The following is an 18,292-nucleotide window of genomic DNA, read 5'->3' as shown; positions in this document are numbered from 1 at the left end:
CCCTGCCCTCTCCCCATCGGATGGGGAGAGGGTGGCCTCTGGCCGGGTGAGGGGAAGTTCAGTGAATCACGCCAGCCTCTTCAACAACGCAGTCGCCGCGGCGGTAAATTCACGCGCTGCGGTCGGCATGAATGGTGGATGATCCAGAATCTTCGGCACCACGATCGCCGCATACTCACGTTCTTTGTAGGCATTGGGGTCAGGCAGATAACCGATGAGGTCGTCGGTGTATCCGACCGCGAGCGTTGCTGGAAACGGCGAGTCCAACCGAATCTTCAACCCGTAAAAGCTGTAAAGCTCCGCGCTATGAAAAAGCAGTGCAACTTCGCCCAACCGCAACGCGCTCATCGGCGTGCTGAGGCTGCCCTTCTTCAGACTCCACTTCATCGCCCTCTCAAACCAGTCCTTGGCAAAGCCACCATCGACCCATTCGCCTTGAATGCACTTGGACGGGTCCTTTCGATACAAGTCGAGTTGTTCCTTCAATTGCGCCGTGTCCAGCGGAACTTTGACTTCCGAGTGCGTCAAACGAATGTCGTTGAACCTGACGAGCGTGGAATGATTGATCGCGTGATGGAGCGCATAATAAACCGCCTCCGAAACCTGCTCGGGATCGCCCAGCCACGGCTTGCCATTCCCGGGATTCACGTCGCCGGCGTGACCCTGAAGGTAGGCCGGCTCCAGTTCATCCCGCGCCTTAAGCTTTTCGAAGACGATGCCCGGCCAATCCGGGCCGGACTTGTCGTCGGTGTAACAAACCGGGTGCGCGGAAAAATGATACCAGACCAGACTGCGCTTCGGTTTTTCGCGGAGGAAATAGAGCGCGTGCAGCGTGGTGTCGAGCCAACGCTCGTCGTCGGTCGATTCCGAATTGAACTTCTCATCCGTCTTCCAGGTCTTGGCGGTGCGATTGAAATTTCCACCCACGGCGCGCTCACTGCCGACATACGTGTCCGCCGGCGCGAGGTCTTTCTTCGCCAGTTCGACCGCCTCGACAATTTTCCCGGCGACAATGTCACGATACTTTTCCGACACCGCACCCCATTGCCGCAGGAACAGCAACGCCGGTGTCGAATGCGAATGCGTGGCGCAAATCCGGATGTTTGCCGACGGAACGCCCGTCTTTCTGGCCACAAGCTTTTGCGCGCGTTGAGCGAACGCGCGCGAAACACCGATCACTTCCACCGAAACGATCACCACTTGTGTCCGGCCCAAGCGCATGAACAACGCCCGCGCAAACGTCGGTTGCCGGATGCCGGTGATGCGCCGCTCCTTGCCCGGCGGTTTATGGAAGCCCGCCATCTCGATCCCCAAAGGCGGTGTTATCTCCACCACGCCTTCGCCCACTTGGAAAGCTTCTTCACTCATGGTCGTCAGGATTGATGGCGTTCTTCAGCCTGTCGGGCAAGTCTTTTTGGGCGATCGAGGAGCGCGGGGCGCCTGCGCTCCCCACCAGTTTTGTGCTTGCGCCTGACGAGACTCAATGCTACAAGAAATCCAGTTCTCACGAAAGATAATGATGCAAGAATATTATCTTCAACTGGCAGTCAGCCTCGTGACGCTCCTCACGATCAACGCCTCGGCGGCGGTGCTCTATGTGGATGTGAACAGCACCAATGCAACGCCGCCTTACACCAACTGGTCCACGGCGGCTGTGACGATTCAAGATGCTGTTGACGCGGCCGTCAACGGAGACCAAGTACTGGTGACGAATGGGGTTTACCGAACTGGTGGTAGGTTGAGCAGCGACACAACGACCAATCGCGTAGCAGTGACCAAAGCGATTACGGTGCAAAGCATCAATGGCCCGGCGGTGACGGTGATTGAGGGCTATCAAGTGCCTGGCACGACAAATGGCTTCAGCGCTGTGCGCTGTGTCTATCTGGCCAATGGAGCGGCATTGCTAGGCTTTACTTTGACCAATGGTGCTACAGGCACAACTGCATCGGGGACTATCTGGCATGGCGGGGGCATCTTGTTTCAAACCACCTCGATAGTTTCTAACTGTGTGCTTACATGCAATTCGGCTGATGCCGGCGGCGGCGGCGCGTACGGCGGAGGAACTTTGATCAATTGCAGCCTTAGCAACAATTGGGCGCGTCTTTACGGCGGCGGCGCTTACGGCTCTACGCTCAATTCTTGTACGCTAATTGGGAATGCGACCCGCGGCACTGGGGGCGGCGCCTTGGGAGGTACGCTGAACAACTGTCTCATCGTCAGCAATTCGGCCGGCGATGGTGGTGGAGTGTACAGTGGAACTTTAAATAATTGCACGGTGATTGGAAATACGGCTACCAGCGCCCCCCCTGGACCTGGCAGAGGTGGCGGAGTGAGCAGCCTTACAAGGATCCGCAACTGCGTTGTGTACTTCAACATCGCCACCAATCCTGTATACTCGGTGACATCGAATTATTGGGATAGTCCGCTGACCTATTGCTGCAGCGGTCCCCTAGCCGCAGCAGCTGGAAACATAACCAACGCGCCACTCTTTGCAGACCAAGTGGGTGGTGATTACCACCTACAATCCAATTCTCCATGCATCAACGCTGGGAAAAATGCTTATGCAACTAACAGCACCGATCTGGATGGCGACCCGCGGATCGTTGGCAGCACGGTGGACATCGGCGCGTATGAATTTCAAACGCCTTCCTCGATTCTTTCCTACGCTTGGGCGCAACAATACAGCCTACCCACAGACGGCTCGGCGGATTACTTGGATTCAGACAGCGACTTCATGAACAATTGGCAGGAATGGATTGCCGGTACTGATCCCACCAACTCGTTGTCCGTGCTGCGATTGCTTAATCCAACCAACGACACATCAGGCGTTGCCGTGAGTTGGCAAAGCGTCAGTGGTCGAAGCTACTGGCTCGAACGCGCCACCGACCTCGGAGTGTTCCCAGCGTTCTCGCTGCTGCGAAGCAACATCACCGGTCAAATCGGCACGACGAGTTACACGGACACAAACGCCATCGGCGACGGCCCGTTCTTCTATCGCGTGGGCGTGCAGCAATGAGCGTAGCCGCCGACGTATGAAGTCGAAAAGTCTCGATGCTTTCCGCTCAGCTTCGCGTTTGCTGATGACCAAAAACTCACGAAGCGTTTGGAGTGCGTCCGATTTATCGGCGCTTTTCCTCCGCCGCTTGTGATCGCCTCTCCGGAAACTCAATTTGACAATCGCTCTCTCCGGGCGCACACGCAAATCTTGCGGCTCGGTGTTAGACCGAGCGCGGCCGCTATTAATTTAACCCGAACAAGCTGAAGCTTGAACTCCAACGCGGGCTGCCACTTGTTGGAGTTCAACCTTTAGGTTGTTCTGCGTCTGGCGACCCATCATCCGGGAGCTTGCCCAGTCGATATCGATCCTCCAAGGACCGCGTTGTTCACTTTGCCATTCAAATCCCGCCAAGTTCTTCATTGACCACTATGACCAATAGGCTAGGGTTCATTGGAACTGTATCAAAAACTCAACCACGTTTTTTATGGACAATAACGAAACCAAATCCTCGTCCGGCCCGGAATCGCGCCGGGAATTCATCAAGAAGACCGCCACCGCCGCCGCCGCAGTCGTGGCCACGGCCAACGTTTTCAAAACACCCGTCTATGGCCAGAACCAGGCGCCGTCCGCGGGCCGCGTGGTCGGCGCCAACGACCGCATCGCTGTGGCGTACATCGGCGTGGGCGGCCAGGGTCAGGCCCACGTGGACAGCATGAAGCGCAATGCGTCGGACAACAACATCGTGCAGGCCGCCGTCTGCGACGTTTCCAAGACCCGCAATGGCGAGGCCAAGAAGATGATCGGCAACAGCGACGTCGCCGAATTCGAGGATTACCGCAAATTGCTCGAGCGAAAAGATATCGACGCGGTGTGCATCGCCACGGTGGATCACTGGCACACCAAGACTTCCATCGACGCGCTGAACGCCGGCAAAAATGTCTATGTGGAAAAGCCGATGACGCGTTACCTCGGCGAAGCGTTTGACCTCCATGACACCGTCAAGAAGACCGGGAAAATTCTGCAGGTCGGTTCGCAGGGCTGCTCGGACGCCAAGTATCACAAAGCCGCCGACCTGATCAAAGCCGGGAAGATCGGCCCGCTGGTCATGTCGCAAGGTTCTTACATGCGCAACAACCCCAAGGGCGAATGGAACAACTACGAGATCTTTCCCTGGGTGACACCACAGGACATCAACTGGGAAATGTGGCAGGGAAGTGTGCACAAGAAAGTTTCGTTCAATGGCGATTATTTTCGCCGCTGGCGCAAGTACTATCCCTATTGCGCGGGACTGCTGGGTGATTTAGTTCCGCACCGCCTGCATCCGCTGATTCTGGCGACGGGCAACCCGGAGTTCCCGGTGCGCGTCAACTGCATCGGCACGCGGAAAATTCATTCGGACTTGCTGACCCCCGGCACTCCGGAAAGAGATGTGCCGGAAAGTGTGCAATTGCTTGCTGAATTTCCCAGTGGCCTGACCCTGATCGTCGCCAGCAGTTCGGTCAACGAACAAGGTTTCCCGGACATCATCCGCGGACACAAGGCGACGCTCTATTTCGGCGGCAATCGCCTGGAACTGAAACCGGAGCGTCCCTTCGCCGATGAGATTGATCCGGAGTCATTCGACAACCTCACTCCGGGTGAAGACATCGGTGAACATGAGAAGAATTGGTTTAGCTGCATCCGCACCGGTAAACTGCCACACGCGAACATCGACCTTGCCGTCCGCGTGCAAACCATCATCTCGCTGGCCGAAATGTCCGACCGCCTAGGCATCACCTGCCTGTTCGACGAAAAGACGCGCAAGATTTCGACCGGCGACGGCCGGCCCGTGGAACCGCTCTCTTATCATTCGGTGGAGGCGCTCAATTACGGCAAGCTGCCGCTGTCTTAAACAATTTGGTTTCCGACACAGGTTTCGGCGGCGTCAAACCCACCGAAACCTTTTTTCTTTTCCGTGATGCAAACCGTCACCCTCGCCTGCAACGCCATGGCGACACGCTTCGAAATCGTGTTACACGGCACGGATGAAATGCGGTTGCGCGCAGCGGGGGAGGAAGCCTTGGAAGAAATCGGACGCCTGGACTCGCAACTAAGTCCCTATCGGCCGTCCAGCGCAATAAGCCATCTCAATGCCCGCGCCGCTCACGCGCCAGTGCGCGTCGAGCCTGGATTGTTCCGGCTGCTACAACAAGCCCAACGGTTGCATGAGGAGACGAATGGCGCGTTCGACATCACCGTGGCGCCGCTCATGCGTTGCTGGGGGTTTGTGAACGACACGGGCAGACTTCCTGACCCCGACGAACTCGAAGCAGCGCGCGCCAAGGTTGGAATGCACCTTGTCAAATTGAACGCGGACGATTTCACCGTTCAGTTTGCCTGCGACGGTGCAATGCTCGACCTCGGCGCCATCGGCAAGGGTTACGCCTTGGAACGCGCCGCTGAACTGTTGCGCGAGGCGGGTGTCACCAGCGCGTTATTGCACGGCGGCACCAGCACCGTTTATGCATTGGGCCGGCCACTGGATGGGAAATTCTGGAAAGTCGCGATTGAACGACCGCCCCAGAACGGCCAGAGTTCCGCGTTCGCGCGGCCCATCACGTCCGAACCGCCTGAAGGCGTCACGCCAAACCCGCTCGCCACAATTCCATTGCAAGACCAAGCCCTGTCGGTTTCGGCGGTGTGGGGAAAGTCCTTTGAGGCCGATGGGAAAACTTTCGGACACGTCCTCGACCCGCGGACCGGGCGACCCGTCCGCGGCGCTGTGCTGGCTGCCGTGGCGCTCCCTTCCGCGACTGAAACCGACGCGCTATCGACCGCTCTTCTGACGTTGGGTGAGGCGGGCCACGACCACATCGCAAGTTTGCGCCCCGGCATAGCGACGCTTCTGATCGTCGAATCGGAGACCAACCAGCCGCTTCGGGTGGAGGCAAGAGGGATCGCCGTGCAGCGAGAGTCGTGAACCCGTCGGACCAAACGGAACTGGCGCAATGGAGGAACAAATGGCCGTTGATAATCCATCACCCAACGACTAATTTTAATTCGTCATGCTTGCGGATCGTCCTTACATGCGTCGAACCACGCCGGAGACGCCGCTCTCATTGACGGTCATTCTGTTGATCGTCAATGCGGTGGTCTTCGTCGTTGAGAGTTTGTTTTACGGTTATCCTCCCCGGTTCCCGATCAACGATTATTTTGCCTTGAGTGTTGAAGGCTTGCGCCATGGCTTCGTCTGGCAGTTGTTGACCTACCAATTCATGCATGGCGGTTTGTTGCACCTGCTGCTCAATAGTTGGGCCATTTACGTTTTTGGTCGCGCAGTGGAAGAGTCGTTGAGCAAGAAACATTTTCTGCTTTTATATTTTTCAAGCGGCGTGATCGGAGGGGGTTTTCAAATTTTCGCCGCGCTGTGGTTTCCCACTCATTTCGGCGGTGCCGTTGTTGGTGCTTCCGCCGCCGCGTTTGGATTGGTCGCGGCGTTCGCCGTGCTTTTTCCAGAGCGTCCGTTGACATTGCTGTTGTTTTTCATCATTCCCGTGCACCTGCGCGCCAAGTTCTTGCTGTTATTCAGCGCACTCCTTGCTCTATTCGGCATCGTCTTTCCAGGTGATAATGTAGCGCATGCTGCTCACTTGGGAGGGATGCTCACGGGTCTGGCTTATGTCCACTGGATCATCCATTCAGAAGGAGCCGCGGCTCTCTGGGAGCCCTTCCGTTCGCGCGTCCGCTCCAGGGAACTGGTCAAAGTTCATTCCCAGAAGCCCTCGCTCTGGCAACAACCAAAGTCCAACGTCGTGGAGGATTTACCCCCGGCAGAATTCATCAGCCGCGAGGTCGATCCCATCCTCGACAAAATTTCCGCGCACGGCATCCAAAGCCTGACCGAACGCGAGCGCAAAATCCTCGAAGCCGCCCGCAAGAAGATGAGCAAGCGTTAAGCTGGGGTTCCCGCCTCCGGGTGTCTGGGTTTGTCTGCGATTTGAGCGGTTCAAGCGTGAGCCCAAGCCCAACTTAGTTTTCCTTTTTAATTTTTCATTTTTCATTTTTAATTGACCCATGATAACGCGCTACTCTCGCCCCGAAATGCGGGCCATTTGGACAGATGAAAACAAGCTCCGCATCTGGCTGCAAATCGAATTGCTCGCCAGCGAAGCGCTCGTAAAGGAAGGCGTCGTCCCCGCCAAAGATTTCAGGAAGATCAAAGCCGGCTGCGACAAAGGGTTCGCCGACCTGCCCGGTCTCGTCGTCCGTCAGCGCGAACTGGAAAAGACGCTCAATCACGACGTCATCGGCTTCACCACTGCCGTCGCCGAGGCCATCAACGATACTGCGAGCCGCTGGTTTCATTTCGGTCTTACCAGTAGCGACGTAGGCGACACATGTCACGCTGTCCAGATGATGCAGAGCGCAGACCTCCTCATCGCCGACGTAAAGAAGCTGCTCCCAGTGATTGCGCGCCGTGCGAAGGAGCATAAGTTCACGCCCTGCATTGGTCGTAGTCACGGTATTCACGCCGAGCCGACCACTTTTGGCCTCAAGCTCGCGTTGATGTACGACGAATTCCAGCGCGCCCGCCGCCGCCTCGAAGCCGTCCGCGACGTCGTCGCTGTCGGCAAGATTTCCGGTGCCGTCGGCACGAACGCTCACGTGTCGCCACGAGTCGAGGCTTACGTCTGCAAGAGCCTCGGCTTGCGCCCCGCGCCCATCGCCACGCAAGTTGTCCAGCGCGACATCCACGCCGAATTCCAAACCACCCTCGCCCTCGTCGGCGCGAGCATCGAGCGTTGGGCCGTCGAGTTCCGCCATTTGCAACGCACCGAAGTCCTCGAAGCCGAAGAAGCGTTCACCCTTGGCCAGAAAGGCAGCAGCGCCATGCCGCACAAGCGCAACCCCATCACCTGGGAACGCCTCACCGGCCTCGCCCGCGTGCTGCGCGGCAACGCCGTCGCCGCGCTGGAAAACGTCGCCCTCTGGCACGAGCGCGACATCAGCCACAGCAGCGTCGAGCGCATCATCTTCCCCGATTCCTGCACGTTGCTCGATTACATGTTCGGCCTGCTCACGCGCTTGATGGACGGCCTCGTCGTCTATCCCGCGAACATGAAGAAGAACCTCGGCCTCTCGCTCGGCATGTGGAACAGCCAGACCGTGCTGCTCGCGCTCATCAAGAAAGGCCTCACCCGCGAAGCCGCCTACAAACTCTGCCAGGTCGCCGCCATGAAAACTTGGGAAGTCAAACACGCCGGCCGCGACGACGCAGATTTCGTGGAGCAGCTCAAAGCCACGCCCGAAGTCGCGAAACATTTCAAGAAAGGCGAACTGGAAAAACTCTGCTCGCTCGACTTCCATTTCAAGGAAGTGAACAACCGGTTTAAGAAACTCGGCTTGAACTAAACCTCAAGGCCCATGCCTGCTCAAAAAATTACCACTGCCGGTTTCCTCAGCGATTTTCTGGCGCGGCACAAAAAGATGTCGGATCGCCCGTTCTGTTGGGTATTGGGTTCAGGCGCTTCCTTCCAATCCGGCATTCCCACGGGCGGTACGCTGGCGATGCAATGGCTGAAGGAACTGCACGAGATGGAGGACTTCAACAACCTGCCGCTCGAAAAATGGGCTACCGTCGCCAACCTAGGTATCAAGGGTTTCGATTTCAAAAAGGCTGCCGATTTTTATCCTTTCATCTATCAGCGCCGGTTTCGTGATTTCAGGGAACAGGGCTACGCCTTTCTTGAGGACGCGATGCAGCAAGCTGACCCAAGTTACGGCTATTCCGTGCTGGCGCAAATTATGGCCAACTCGCAACACAAGGTCGCCGTCACCACTAATTTCGACAACCTCATCGCCAACGCCATTTCCACTTACACGCACGACTACCCGCTTGTGTGTGGCCATGAATCGCTCACCGGCTTCATCCGGCCCAACTTGAAACGTCCCGTCATCGCCAAGATTCATCGCGATCTTCTGCTCAAACCCAAGAGCGAGCCGGAAGAAATTGAAAAACTCCCGCCCGAATGGGAAGCGGCATTGCAAGTGATATTTGACAACAACACACCGATTGTCATCGGCTATGGCGGCAATGATGGCAGTCTTATGGGATTCTTCAAAAAGATTACTCCGATCAAAGGCGGGATCTTCTGGTGTTACCGAGCGGAGAATGAACCCGACCCCAAGATTCATGAAATCGTTGAGCGCCACCATGGCCGACTCGTCCCCATCTCTGGCTTCGATGAATTGATGTTGCAACTCTGGGAAAAGCTGCAACTCCCATCTCCTATCCCGGATTTGCAAAAGACGCACGATAAACGTGTCACTGAATTTCAAAATCAATTCGAGGAACTGAACAAAAAACTTAAAGAGCCGGGCAAAAACAAAGTTGCCGAAGCCGAACTTAAAGAGGTTCGCAGCGCAGCCGCGGCCGCCGTCGAGCGGTTGACTAAAGAAAACAGTTGGTGGGCTTGGCAATTGAAGGCGGATGCCGAGACAGATCCGGCGAAGCGGGAGAACATCTTTCTTGATGGGTTGAAAGACTTTCCAAAAAGCGCCGACTTGACCGGCAACGTTGCGAACTTCTTGGCGAGTGCCACCAAGGACTATGATGAAGCCGAGCGGCTTTATCGCAAGTCATTGGAACTCGACCCGAGGCACGCGACGAACACCGGCAAGGCAACTTTGCGACATTCATCTGGCATGTCGGCAAGGACTATGACGAAGCTGAGCAGCTTTTTCGCCGAGCATTGGAACTCGACCCGAGGCACGCGACGAACACCGGCAACTTTGCGGCCTTCATGCAGAATATCCACAAGGATTATGACGAAGCCGAGCGGCTTTATCGCCGAGCATTGGAACTCGACCCGAAGCACGCGACGAACACCGGCAACTTTGCGGCCTTCATGCAGAATTTCCGCAAGGAATATGACGAAGCCGAGCAGCTTTTTCGCCGAGCATTGGAACTCGACCCGAAGGACGCAAACATAGTTGGTAGGTTCGCAGTTTTTATGTATTTGGTCCGCAAGAATAATGACGAAGCGGCACGTCTTTGTTGTGAAGCGTTGAAACTAGATCCCAAACACGCGAATAACACTGCCAACTTTGCATTTTTCCATTGGAAAGAACACAAAAATTATGACGAAGCGGAGCGGCTTTATCGCAGGGCATTTGAACTTGGCTTGGATATCGCTTTTCATGCCAATAACTTTGCGAAGTTCATGGAAGAAGCCCGCAAGAATTTTCCCGAAGCCAATCGCCTCTATCAACTGGCTCTGGAATTAGATCCCAAAGCCGAGGATATCAAAAAGGAATACGCGCGTTTCCTTAAGGAACACCCAGCGTTCGCCAAATAGAACGATCATGGAACTGAAGGAACAGCCGTTCGCACCGACACTCGCCCACGAGTTGGGCGATGTTCCGCATGTTTCCGGGCTGTTGCGCCGCCTCGCGCAACTTAGCGGCGCGGGCGAACGCATTGCCGAGTGGTTGCTCAAGGTCGCCGTCGCGCGCGGGGCGAATCACTACCGCCGGGACTTCGATCCAACCTTGCCTGCGGATTTGCCAGCCATCAGCGACGAAGAAATCGGTGTGGCGCTTTGCCTCGGTCAGAATCCCTACAATCTGGATGCTTTGCGTGTGGCCGCGCAGTTCCTGAGTTCACCGCGCATCAATGCCGCGCAACTCTGCCGCCTCGCCGTTCAGGAACGGTGCGAACCGGTGTTGCTGCACATCGCCGAAGTCGCTGAAAAATACGCACCCGAACAAGAACCGTGGGCTTTCTTGCGAAAACATTTGCGCCCGCGCCGAGTGCCGCGCATGGATGCGTTCCCCACTGGACGCGCCTCGTCAGTCACACCGGGATTACGCGTGAAGGCCCGCCACGCACCGATTGGCTGCGTCGCCATGAATAATCCGCTGCACATTCTCCAGGCGCTTGACCGCCACCGGACCAAGCCGGCGGAAACGATCTCCGCCAACCAACTCCGCGCCGCCTTTACCCGCGCCCGCGTCCCCGACTTGCGGGAGATTCGGCAATTGTTTGAAAAGGCCCAGCCGAAAGTGCTGGAATTTGCCCGCCCTCAGATATGAGACCACAGACAGTCACAAAACGCCACGCCAACCAGCCGCTCGTTCCCCAGGTCTCCGCCGAGACGTGGAGGCCGCTCATCGCCGCGGCGGACGACTTCAACCGCCTCGCGCCGTGGGAGTGGATGCACGATTCACACGTCATCGGACTGCGACATCCGGCCACGAATGAAGTGTTGTTCGGCTCCATCCTGGGTCGGTTGCGGTCGGTGTTCGCGCTGCTGGTTTATCGCAACGACACCGGACGCCGCTGGCTGTTGAACACGATTCTGAACGACGGCGAGCCGGGCGGACTGGAGCGCGAAGACACGGCGTTCGAGCAGGACTTGGTGAAGGCGGAGTTCGTCCCGAAGCGCGAGCTGGTGAAGGAGGATCGGGCTATGCTGGCTGCCGCCGGTTACTCGCCAGCGAACAAACGTAGGCGCGTCTGGCCGCAGTTTCGCAGCCTTGTGCCGGGCGGTTATCCTTGGCACTTGACGCAGGCGGAGGCGGAGACGCTGCGGTTTGCCCTGCCGCGCGTGGCAGCGGTCGCACGGCTCATGCGCGCCCAGCCGCGCGTTTGGGACGATCATTGCGACGGTCAGATCGGATTCGTGCCGGACGACTACGATCCGGCAGCGGGCGAACTGCGCGCCGAACAACTCGACTGGCAGCCGATGATTCCGCCGCCCGAGCCGACGCCGGAATTGGTTTCGTTTGAGGAAGCGACCCTCGCGCGGTTGTCGAAGCTCACACAGGCGAAAGGTTTTCACCTGGAACTGGACGTGACTTACGCGTCCTTTCCGATTGCCGACGCCGACCGCCCGCGATTTCCGAAGCTGGCGATGGCGGTGGATCGCGCGTCGGGTTTCGTGGGCGGCTTTCATCTGGGCGACTTCAAGGATCGCGATGGAGCGGCGGCGCTGGGAACGGTCTTGCGTGACGCACTCACGCAGTTGGGCCATCGCCCGGAAACCATCCGGGTGCAACGTCCGCGCGTGGCGGCGATGCTCTCCGGCGTGGCGAAGGGACTCGGCATCCCCGTTCTGCTGGACGACGAACTGGGCGAACTGAACTTCGCCCGCCAGAGCATGGAACAGCATTTCAGCCGCGTCCCGTGACGTGCGGCTCATCCAATGAACCTGCCTCAACCGCCCGTCCCGCCGTCCAAGAACAAAGAGATTGTGGTCTTCATGGTCGGACGCGAAACCAAGTGCGCCGAGTGCGGGCGCGAGTTGTTTGACGGCAATCTGTTGCGCATGGAGAACAGCCGCCCGCTGTGCCTGGATTGCGCTGACCTTGGGCATCTGGAATTTCTCACCGCAGGCAACACGGCGTTGACGCGGCGGGCCACGAAACATTCCCCGTTGCGTGCGGTGGTGGTGCGATGGTCGCGCGCCCGGAAACGTTACGAACGCCAGGGCATCCTTGTGACGTCCGACGCCATTGATCGGGCCGAGACGGAGTGCCTCGCCGATGAGGAACAACGCGCGCGACAGCGGGAGCGCTCGGCAATCCGGCGCGAGGTCGAGGATCGCGAATACGAGGTCGCCGTTCTGGAGAAGTTGAAGGAGCTGTGTCCGGGTTGTCCGCCGCCAGAGGCGGCGCAAATCGCCGCGTGGACGTGCCGCAGGCATTCCGGACGCGTGGGCCGTTCCGCGGCGGCGAAGGAGTTTGATCCGCAAGCGTTGCGACTGGCAGTCATCGCGCACATCCGTCACGAACACACGCGCTATGACGAACTGCTCATGCGCCACGGCGACCGGCAACTGGCCCGGGCCGAGGCGCGCGCTGAAATCGAGGAGGTGCTTGGCCGCTGGGAGTCACCCACGATTCTGACCTAATGCTCCGCTTTGGGCAGCAGCCGGTCGCGGTCGTAAGGCGGCTTCTCCTTGGGCGGCATGGGGACGTCGGGGAAATCTTTGGCCCAGCGGGCGCGTTCCTCGTCGTCCGAGTAATAGCGCATGGAAAGGATGAGATCATTCTCGCTGCATCCACCCAGCACGTCGAGGTGGCAGTTCCCGAACGGCAGGCCGAAGCCCATCAAATCCTCGCGCAAACCGTCGCTCCACAGCCACGTGTAGAGTTCGCGGTCGCTCAAGTGGTCCGTGCTGTGGAGAAGCAAGCGGCGACCGGCGAGTTCGCGGATGAGTTCCCAAAGTTTCGCGGTGAGAGAGGCGTCATCGAGTTTGTCAGGCGGCGGCAAATCAAAGCCGTCTTTGACCAAACTGTCAATTGGGCAGACGAAGCCGTGGCTTTCCAGTGCAAGCACGTTTTCCAAAAACGCTTCTTCCATCTTGGGATCACAATTGGCCACCTTGCCGCTGAACATTTCGCCGCCGGCGACCTCATCAATTTCGCGGCGCAGTTTTTCGATGTGGATTTCGCGATCAACGCGTTCGAGATTGAGCGGGTCGTCAGCGGGTGATCCGGGTTCGAGTGGCGGTGGCATGACGGGTTTCTACCAAGGGGCAGCGGGCCGTGCGATAGAAATGTTGCCACCGCAACCTGATTTGAGAACATTTGTTCATGGCTTTTCGGATTCATGACAGCGTGGTGCACGGCGAGATTGACAACCGCGTCAAAGGAATCGTGCGTGGTAAAATCTGGGTCGAGGGTCGCGCCGAGCCGGTCATTCTGGAACTCAAAGGCAATGCCTGGCCCGACCTCGCCGGCTGTCTGCTCACGTTCACCAACCCGCAGAAACGCATCCCGCATCAGCACCTCGATTCACTGCAGCCGGTTCAGCGCGGCGGCATCGGCGACCTCACCGCTTCGCGGAAGGTGCGCGTGTTCGACATCCCCTTTGAGGAGGCCTACGCCATGATCAAGCGCAAGAAGAAACCGCCGGAGCACATGGCCAACAGCCTTTACCTCGAATGGTTCAGCGAGGCGAACGGACGCGTGGTGATCGAAAGCGCGGATTACGAACTCACGATATCCGCGGCCGAGTGGCGATTGACGCCGGAGGAAGATGAGGAGCGCGCGAAACAAGCGGCGGCGGGCATGAACGATTTCATGCAGAAACTTACGGAGGCGATCGAACAACATCAGCGCGGCCAGAAAGATCCGGAGGCGGAATGGGATGAGCACGATTACGAGAAGCTGATGAAAGAGTCCGACGCCCGCACGGACAAATACCTGGAACTCCTGGAGAAATACGGCGACTCCGACGAGGCCGAGGAAAAGATCGCCAGAGAGATGGGCTGGGAACGCGAACTGACGCCCGAGGAAGCCGAAGAGGAACGGCAACGCATCGAGGAAATCAATCGCGCGTGCGAGGAGGCGTTGAACGAACCGCCGCCTGAGCCGGACCCGCACCGCGAAGGCATTGACTGGATTCGCACCGAGGATGGCGATCTGCGGCATCCGTTGCAACATCGCTGCGTCGAAAGCGCCATGAAGTTTTGGCATCAGGCGGACGAACTGGGTCTCGAACGGCTGGAGGACAAGGATCTCGATCAATTCATTTTCGAATTTCAAACCACGGGCGCAAAACTGGCCGGTGCGTTGAACGGCATCGCCGAGGATCGCGGCACTGCCGACGCCGCGTTTACCGTCGCCTATCTGAAGCGCGCGCTCGATCACCTGCACAAATCGCAGGCCGGATTGGAAGCTGTCGCGCCGAAGAAACTGTTGCCGGCGGCGATGGTGACCGCGGCGCGGAAGGATTTGTTTGAAATCCGGGAGGGCATTTTGAAATTGATGGACGAATTCCGCGGGCGCAGGTGAGCCTCGTTCGGAAACATCTCTTTCGCGAAGGCGAACTCTGGCACAGTCTTTCGTAGCATGTATTTGCCGCCGACATCCACAATCCGTGTCGAAGCAGCCAGCCATGAGGTCAGTTACTTTCTACCAGCTCGGCCCATCGGAAAAGTCCGTTGGTTTGGCCTGATTCCAATCGCGTTCAGTCTGCTGTTCATTTCGATTCCCGCCAAGAGTCTCATCGAATTCCTCCAACACATCCAGGGTGGGAAGGGTGATATCGGGAACTGGTTCTTCATTCTATTTTTGAGTGGGTTCGTGGTCACCGGGTTGACGCCGATGTGCCTCGGTTTGCTGGCCATTTGCGGACGTTGCCGGGTGGATTGGCGCGAAGGCCGGTTGACGATCACAGACTATTTCGGCCCGATACGCTGGCGTCGCCGCCTGCCGCGCGGGCCGATCCACAGGTTTCTCATCAACGCCGGCGGTGTGAAAGTGAACGACAAACCGGCGACGAGCGGACCACTGGCGGATCTCGGCGCGTTGGTGGTTGAATTCGACCAAGGCAAGCCGCGCCTCGTGGTGATCGGCTATCCGCGCGACTGGCTGGCCGGTCTGGCGCAGGATCTGTCGGCACGCGTGGGCGTTTCCGTCGCGACCGTCGCCGCGCAGGAGGTCAAGGTCGTGGATTCGCCGGCCAACCAGCCGGAGGTCGCGGACGTGACGGAAAAGCCGAACGACAGCCAGGTGCGCAGTGAACCACGGACCAATGGTCTCCTGCTGGTGGTTCCTCCGGTTGGATTGCGCCAAGGCGGCAAGGGTCTGTTTGGGTTTGGAATTCTCTGGTGCCTGTTCATGGTCGTGTTCACCGGAGCGATAATGTTCGGCAAAGGAAAGGGTGGCCATGGTCCGCCGTGGTTCATCTGGATCTTTGTCGGTGTGTTCTGGCTGATTGGCTTGAGCATGTTGACTGGTGCCATCAACATGGGCCGGCGTCGCGCCATGCTCTTGATTGAGGATGGCGAGTTGCGCGTGGCACAAGAAAGTCTCTTCGGCGCGAAACGGTGGGCGTGGCGACGCGAGGAGATTGCCGCAGTTCGCGCCGACGCCAGCGGAATGGCGGTCAATAATGTGCCGGTCATCGACCTGCAAATTCATCTGGCCAGCGGTAAAACGTTTGGCTTCTTCGCCGGCCGCGACGACCAGGAGTTGCGTTGGATGGCGACTGAATTGCGGCGCGTGTTGAACGTGCCGGCGAAAACAAAGTGAGAAGGTGGGCCGAGGAAGGCCGGTTTGGGGCGACTGCAAGCGCTGGCAGCGTTGCCTCGGCGAGTCCTTACCTGCCACGCGGTTACATTTCAGACATCGACTTTACTCCGCTCAACCGGCTTCAGACCGATGCCTTTTCCGTGGTACGCAACTAGGAAATAAACCAACACGACTGCAACGACAGCCGCCAGGCCGCCCCAAAAGAGCGACCATCGCGTGCCACTCGGACGCGCACACGCCGCGAACCACCAGCCTGTCCCCAGGTAGCCGATCAGGTTTCCCACGCCGCCGTTCATGAGCGCCATCAACGCTTGCGCGCGGGCGCGCCACGCGGCTTCAATGCGTTGATCGAGGTAGATTTGTGCAGTGATGAACACGAGGGCGAATGAACAACCGTGCAACACCACACCGGTCAGCAACCAGGTCTTCCCATTGACCGCACACAACGCAAATCGCAATACGGCGCAGCCCAGGCCGCAGGCGAAAATCCATTTCAATCGCCAGTGTGACAACAGTGCGCCGAGACTCAACATCGCCAGGACTTCCGTGATTTGTCCCACGCTCATCCACGCGGTCGTATGTTGAAGGCCGACTTCGCGCAAGTGCGGCGGCGTGTAGGGATAGAACGCCGCCAGCGGAATCGCAAAGAGTGCAGTCATGATAAACACGACCCGGTGGTCGTGGTTTTTCAACAGCGTGAGTGCATCCAGACCGAGCCGCTCGTGCCAGGTGAGATGCTCGACGAATTTGGGCGTCGCCAATTCCGGCAGGAAATACGTGAACGCGCAAACCAGCAACCACACCGCAGCGCCGCTGTAGCCGGCCAGCGCGGAAGCGTCCGCATTCAACGCGCTGACCAGCCAGCAGCCCGACATCCAGCCGAGCGTGGCCATGGCGCGAATCGGCCCGAATTCCTTCTTGGCGTCCGCGAGACGCGCGAAAACGATTGTTGAGGAAATACTCCACGTCGGCGAGGAGCAGAGCGCGTGAAGTTGAATTACGGCGAGGACGAGCCATGGATTCCAACGGAGTTTCATGGCCGTCGCGGCCAGGGCCATCGCTGCCGCCGTAGCGAGCGACAATCCGCGCAACACTTTGACGGGTGAGGTGTGGCGGTCGGCCATGGCGCCAAAGATGAGGGGCGAAACGAAGGCGGCGAGGGCGGAGGTGGCGAAGGCGAAAGGTTTGATGGCGTGCAGCCCGTATGCGTCCAGCACGGTGCTCAGTGGCACGAACCAAATGCCCAACGCCGCGCCCTGAATGAAGAAGAGCGCCGTCAACTCTGCGTATTCTGCCTTGCGAAGCGAGCTAAGCACGCGCACAGAACACACGGGCGGGGGGAAAATTCAAGCTCCAACCGGAGGCCCAGACACTGCGCGCGTAAAAGAAGGGTTCAGATCTGTGAATAATCTGCTGGACGCAAGAGAACGTTGCTGATGTTTGTGACGATTTCAGAATCGGTATATCCGGGAGTGGAACTGAGCTTCTTCCACTCTGGATCGGCCCGGAACTTGTCCCAGTTCTTCTCGCGCGCGGCCAAGTCGTCGAAAACCAGCAGGTAGGTGAGGTTTGGCATCTTGTTGCCAATAAGCGTCTCGCCAAAAAAGACCGGCGTCAGGCCCGTGCGACGGAAGATGGCGATCTCACCGGTGTTGAACATTTCGATCTTCTTCTTGTTGGCTTTCTTGCTGTGGCTTTCGTAAGTGCGCAGCTCAAAAATGCGTGGCCTCTTCGCAGCGACGCCACTCGGGATTTCGAGTTTGGGGATGCTTTGGAAAGCGGCCAGGAGCGAGGTTTCGACCCGAATGTAGGAAGGATCAGTCGGGGGCGCGTTAATAAAATCGACACCAGCCTTCTGATAGCCGGCATCGGCGCGCACGCGGTCAAGCGCCGTAGCAAAGGAAGCGGCGGATTGATGCGGGATGAGAACGTACATGGTCGGGCTGTCCGGACCGAACAGGACACTGAACACACCAATCGGTCCGATGCCCGCACGATTCATGGCTGGAATGGAGGCATCGCGATAAAAATCGTCGAACCGTTTTACCATCGCACCGCGACGGAGATGGTAGAGGCGCAGTTCGTAAAGTTCGCGGTTCGCGCTGTTTGGAGACTCGGCGGCGTTGACAAATACCGCTGAACTCACCGCAGCCGCACTGGTCATCGCCAAGGAGGATTTCACGAAGTCACGGCGTTTCATAGGATGGGATTGTCTCAGCAACCGGTCGCATCTGCAATTCCTGAACATTCTCACGCACCAGAACTAACAGC

Annotated in this window: 16 protein-coding genes and 1 pseudogene; 12 read left to right on the top strand and 5 right to left on the bottom strand. The window is 58.2% G+C overall.

Going from position 1 to position 18,292, the window contains the following annotated elements; genetic code table 11:
* Positions 1-66: 66 nt before the first annotated feature.
* Entirely contained in the window at positions 67-1,368 is a 1,302-nt protein-coding gene (locus tag HY298_07660; protein MBI3850150.1) for a neutral/alkaline non-lysosomal ceramidase N-terminal domain-containing protein, read from the bottom strand.
* A gap of 148 nt (positions 1,369-1,516) precedes the next feature.
* Here HY298_07660 and HY298_07655 point away from each other — a divergent pair, with 148 nt between their 5' ends.
* From HY298_07655 to HY298_07635, 5 genes are all read left to right on the top strand, one after another.
* Positions 1,517-3,016: a hypothetical protein gene (locus HY298_07655; protein MBI3850149.1), complete on the top strand. Its 1,500-nt coding sequence runs from the start codon at positions 1,517-1,519 to the stop codon at positions 3,014-3,016.
* Between the two features lie 466 nt (positions 3,017-3,482).
* On the top strand, positions 3,483-4,889 hold the full coding sequence (locus tag HY298_07650; protein ID MBI3850148.1) for a Gfo/Idh/MocA family oxidoreductase: 1,407 nt from the start codon (positions 3,483-3,485) through the stop codon (positions 4,887-4,889).
* A gap of 66 nt (positions 4,890-4,955) precedes the next feature.
* Positions 4,956-5,957, top strand: a complete 1,002-nt coding sequence (locus HY298_07645) for an FAD:protein FMN transferase (GenBank protein MBI3850147.1) — start codon at positions 4,956-4,958, stop codon at positions 5,955-5,957.
* A gap of 85 nt (positions 5,958-6,042) precedes the next feature.
* Positions 6,043-6,933 carry a rhomboid family intramembrane serine protease gene (locus tag HY298_07640; GenBank protein MBI3850146.1) on the top strand — a complete coding sequence of 297 codons (891 nt, stop codon included), beginning with the start codon at positions 6,043-6,045 and terminating at the stop codon, positions 6,931-6,933.
* A 118-nt stretch (positions 6,934-7,051) separates the two neighbouring features.
* Entirely contained in the window at positions 7,052-8,389 is a 1,338-nt protein-coding gene (locus HY298_07635) for an adenylosuccinate lyase (GenBank protein ID MBI3850145.1), read from the top strand.
* A gap of 234 nt (positions 8,390-8,623) precedes the next feature.
* On the opposite strand, the gene HY298_07630 is transcribed toward HY298_07635, so the two are convergent.
* Complete coding sequence (locus tag HY298_07630) at positions 8,624-9,457, bottom strand: hypothetical protein (protein ID MBI3850144.1); 834 nt, start codon at positions 9,455-9,457, stop codon at positions 8,624-8,626.
* 161 nt (positions 9,458-9,618) lie between these two features.
* Between HY298_07630 and HY298_07625 the strand changes: the two are divergent.
* The 5 genes and pseudogenes from HY298_07625 to HY298_07605 all read left to right on the top strand — a co-directional run bounded on the left by HY298_07625 (position 9,619) and on the right by HY298_07605 (position 12,891).
* Positions 9,619-9,750: pseudogene (locus HY298_07625) on the top strand (tetratricopeptide repeat protein).
* Positions 9,730-10,335 (top strand): tetratricopeptide repeat protein, encoded by a 606-nt coding sequence (locus HY298_07620; GenBank protein MBI3850143.1) that lies wholly within the window; start codon positions 9,730-9,732, stop codon positions 10,333-10,335. The pseudogene HY298_07625 and the gene HY298_07620 overlap by 21 nt, the downstream one beginning before the upstream one ends.
* A gap of 7 nt (positions 10,336-10,342) precedes the next feature.
* Positions 10,343-11,071, top strand: coding sequence for a hypothetical protein (locus HY298_07615; protein ID MBI3850142.1), 729 nt, complete (start codon positions 10,343-10,345; stop codon positions 11,069-11,071).
* Complete coding sequence (locus HY298_07610) at positions 11,068-12,168, top strand: hypothetical protein (protein MBI3850141.1); 1,101 nt, start codon at positions 11,068-11,070, stop codon at positions 12,166-12,168. Before HY298_07615 ends, HY298_07610 begins: the two co-directional genes overlap by 4 nt.
* A gap of 15 nt (positions 12,169-12,183) precedes the next feature.
* Positions 12,184-12,891 (top strand): DUF2293 domain-containing protein, encoded by a 708-nt coding sequence (locus HY298_07605; GenBank protein MBI3850140.1) that lies wholly within the window; start codon positions 12,184-12,186, stop codon positions 12,889-12,891.
* On the opposite strand, the gene HY298_07600 is transcribed toward HY298_07605, so the two are convergent.
* Complete coding sequence (locus tag HY298_07600; protein ID MBI3850139.1) at positions 12,888-13,499, bottom strand: hypothetical protein; 612 nt, start codon at positions 13,497-13,499, stop codon at positions 12,888-12,890. The genes HY298_07605 and HY298_07600 overlap by 4 nt on opposite strands.
* Before the next feature lie 77 nt (positions 13,500-13,576).
* Between HY298_07600 and HY298_07595 the strand changes: the two genes are divergently transcribed.
* On the top strand, positions 13,577-14,779 hold the full coding sequence (locus tag HY298_07595) for a hypothetical protein (protein MBI3850138.1): 1,203 nt from the start codon (positions 13,577-13,579) through the stop codon (positions 14,777-14,779).
* Between the two features lie 57 nt (positions 14,780-14,836).
* Positions 14,837-16,021, top strand: coding sequence for a hypothetical protein (locus HY298_07590; GenBank protein ID MBI3850137.1), 1,185 nt, complete (start codon positions 14,837-14,839; stop codon positions 16,019-16,021).
* An 89-nt stretch (positions 16,022-16,110) separates the two neighbouring features.
* Here HY298_07590 and HY298_07585 read toward each other — a convergent pair whose 3' ends face one another.
* Both HY298_07585 and HY298_07580 read right to left on the bottom strand, forming a co-directional pair.
* A complete protein-coding gene (locus HY298_07585) occupies positions 16,111-17,337 on the bottom strand; it encodes an MFS transporter (GenBank protein ID MBI3850136.1) in 1,227 nt (408 codons plus the stop codon).
* Positions 17,338-17,414: 77 nt separating this feature from the next.
* Positions 17,415-18,221 carry an NIPSNAP family protein gene (locus HY298_07580; protein ID MBI3850135.1) on the bottom strand — a complete coding sequence of 269 codons (807 nt, stop codon included), beginning with the start codon at positions 18,219-18,221 and terminating at the stop codon, positions 17,415-17,417.
* Positions 18,222-18,292 lie beyond the last annotated feature (71 nt).

This window comes from Verrucomicrobiota bacterium (assembly GCA_016200005.1).
GTDB lineage: Bacteria > Verrucomicrobiota > Verrucomicrobiia > Limisphaerales > PALSA-1396 > PALSA-1396.
The sequence above is the reverse complement of the archived record's forward strand: the minus strand, read 5'-3'. Positions and strand labels throughout refer to the sequence as shown.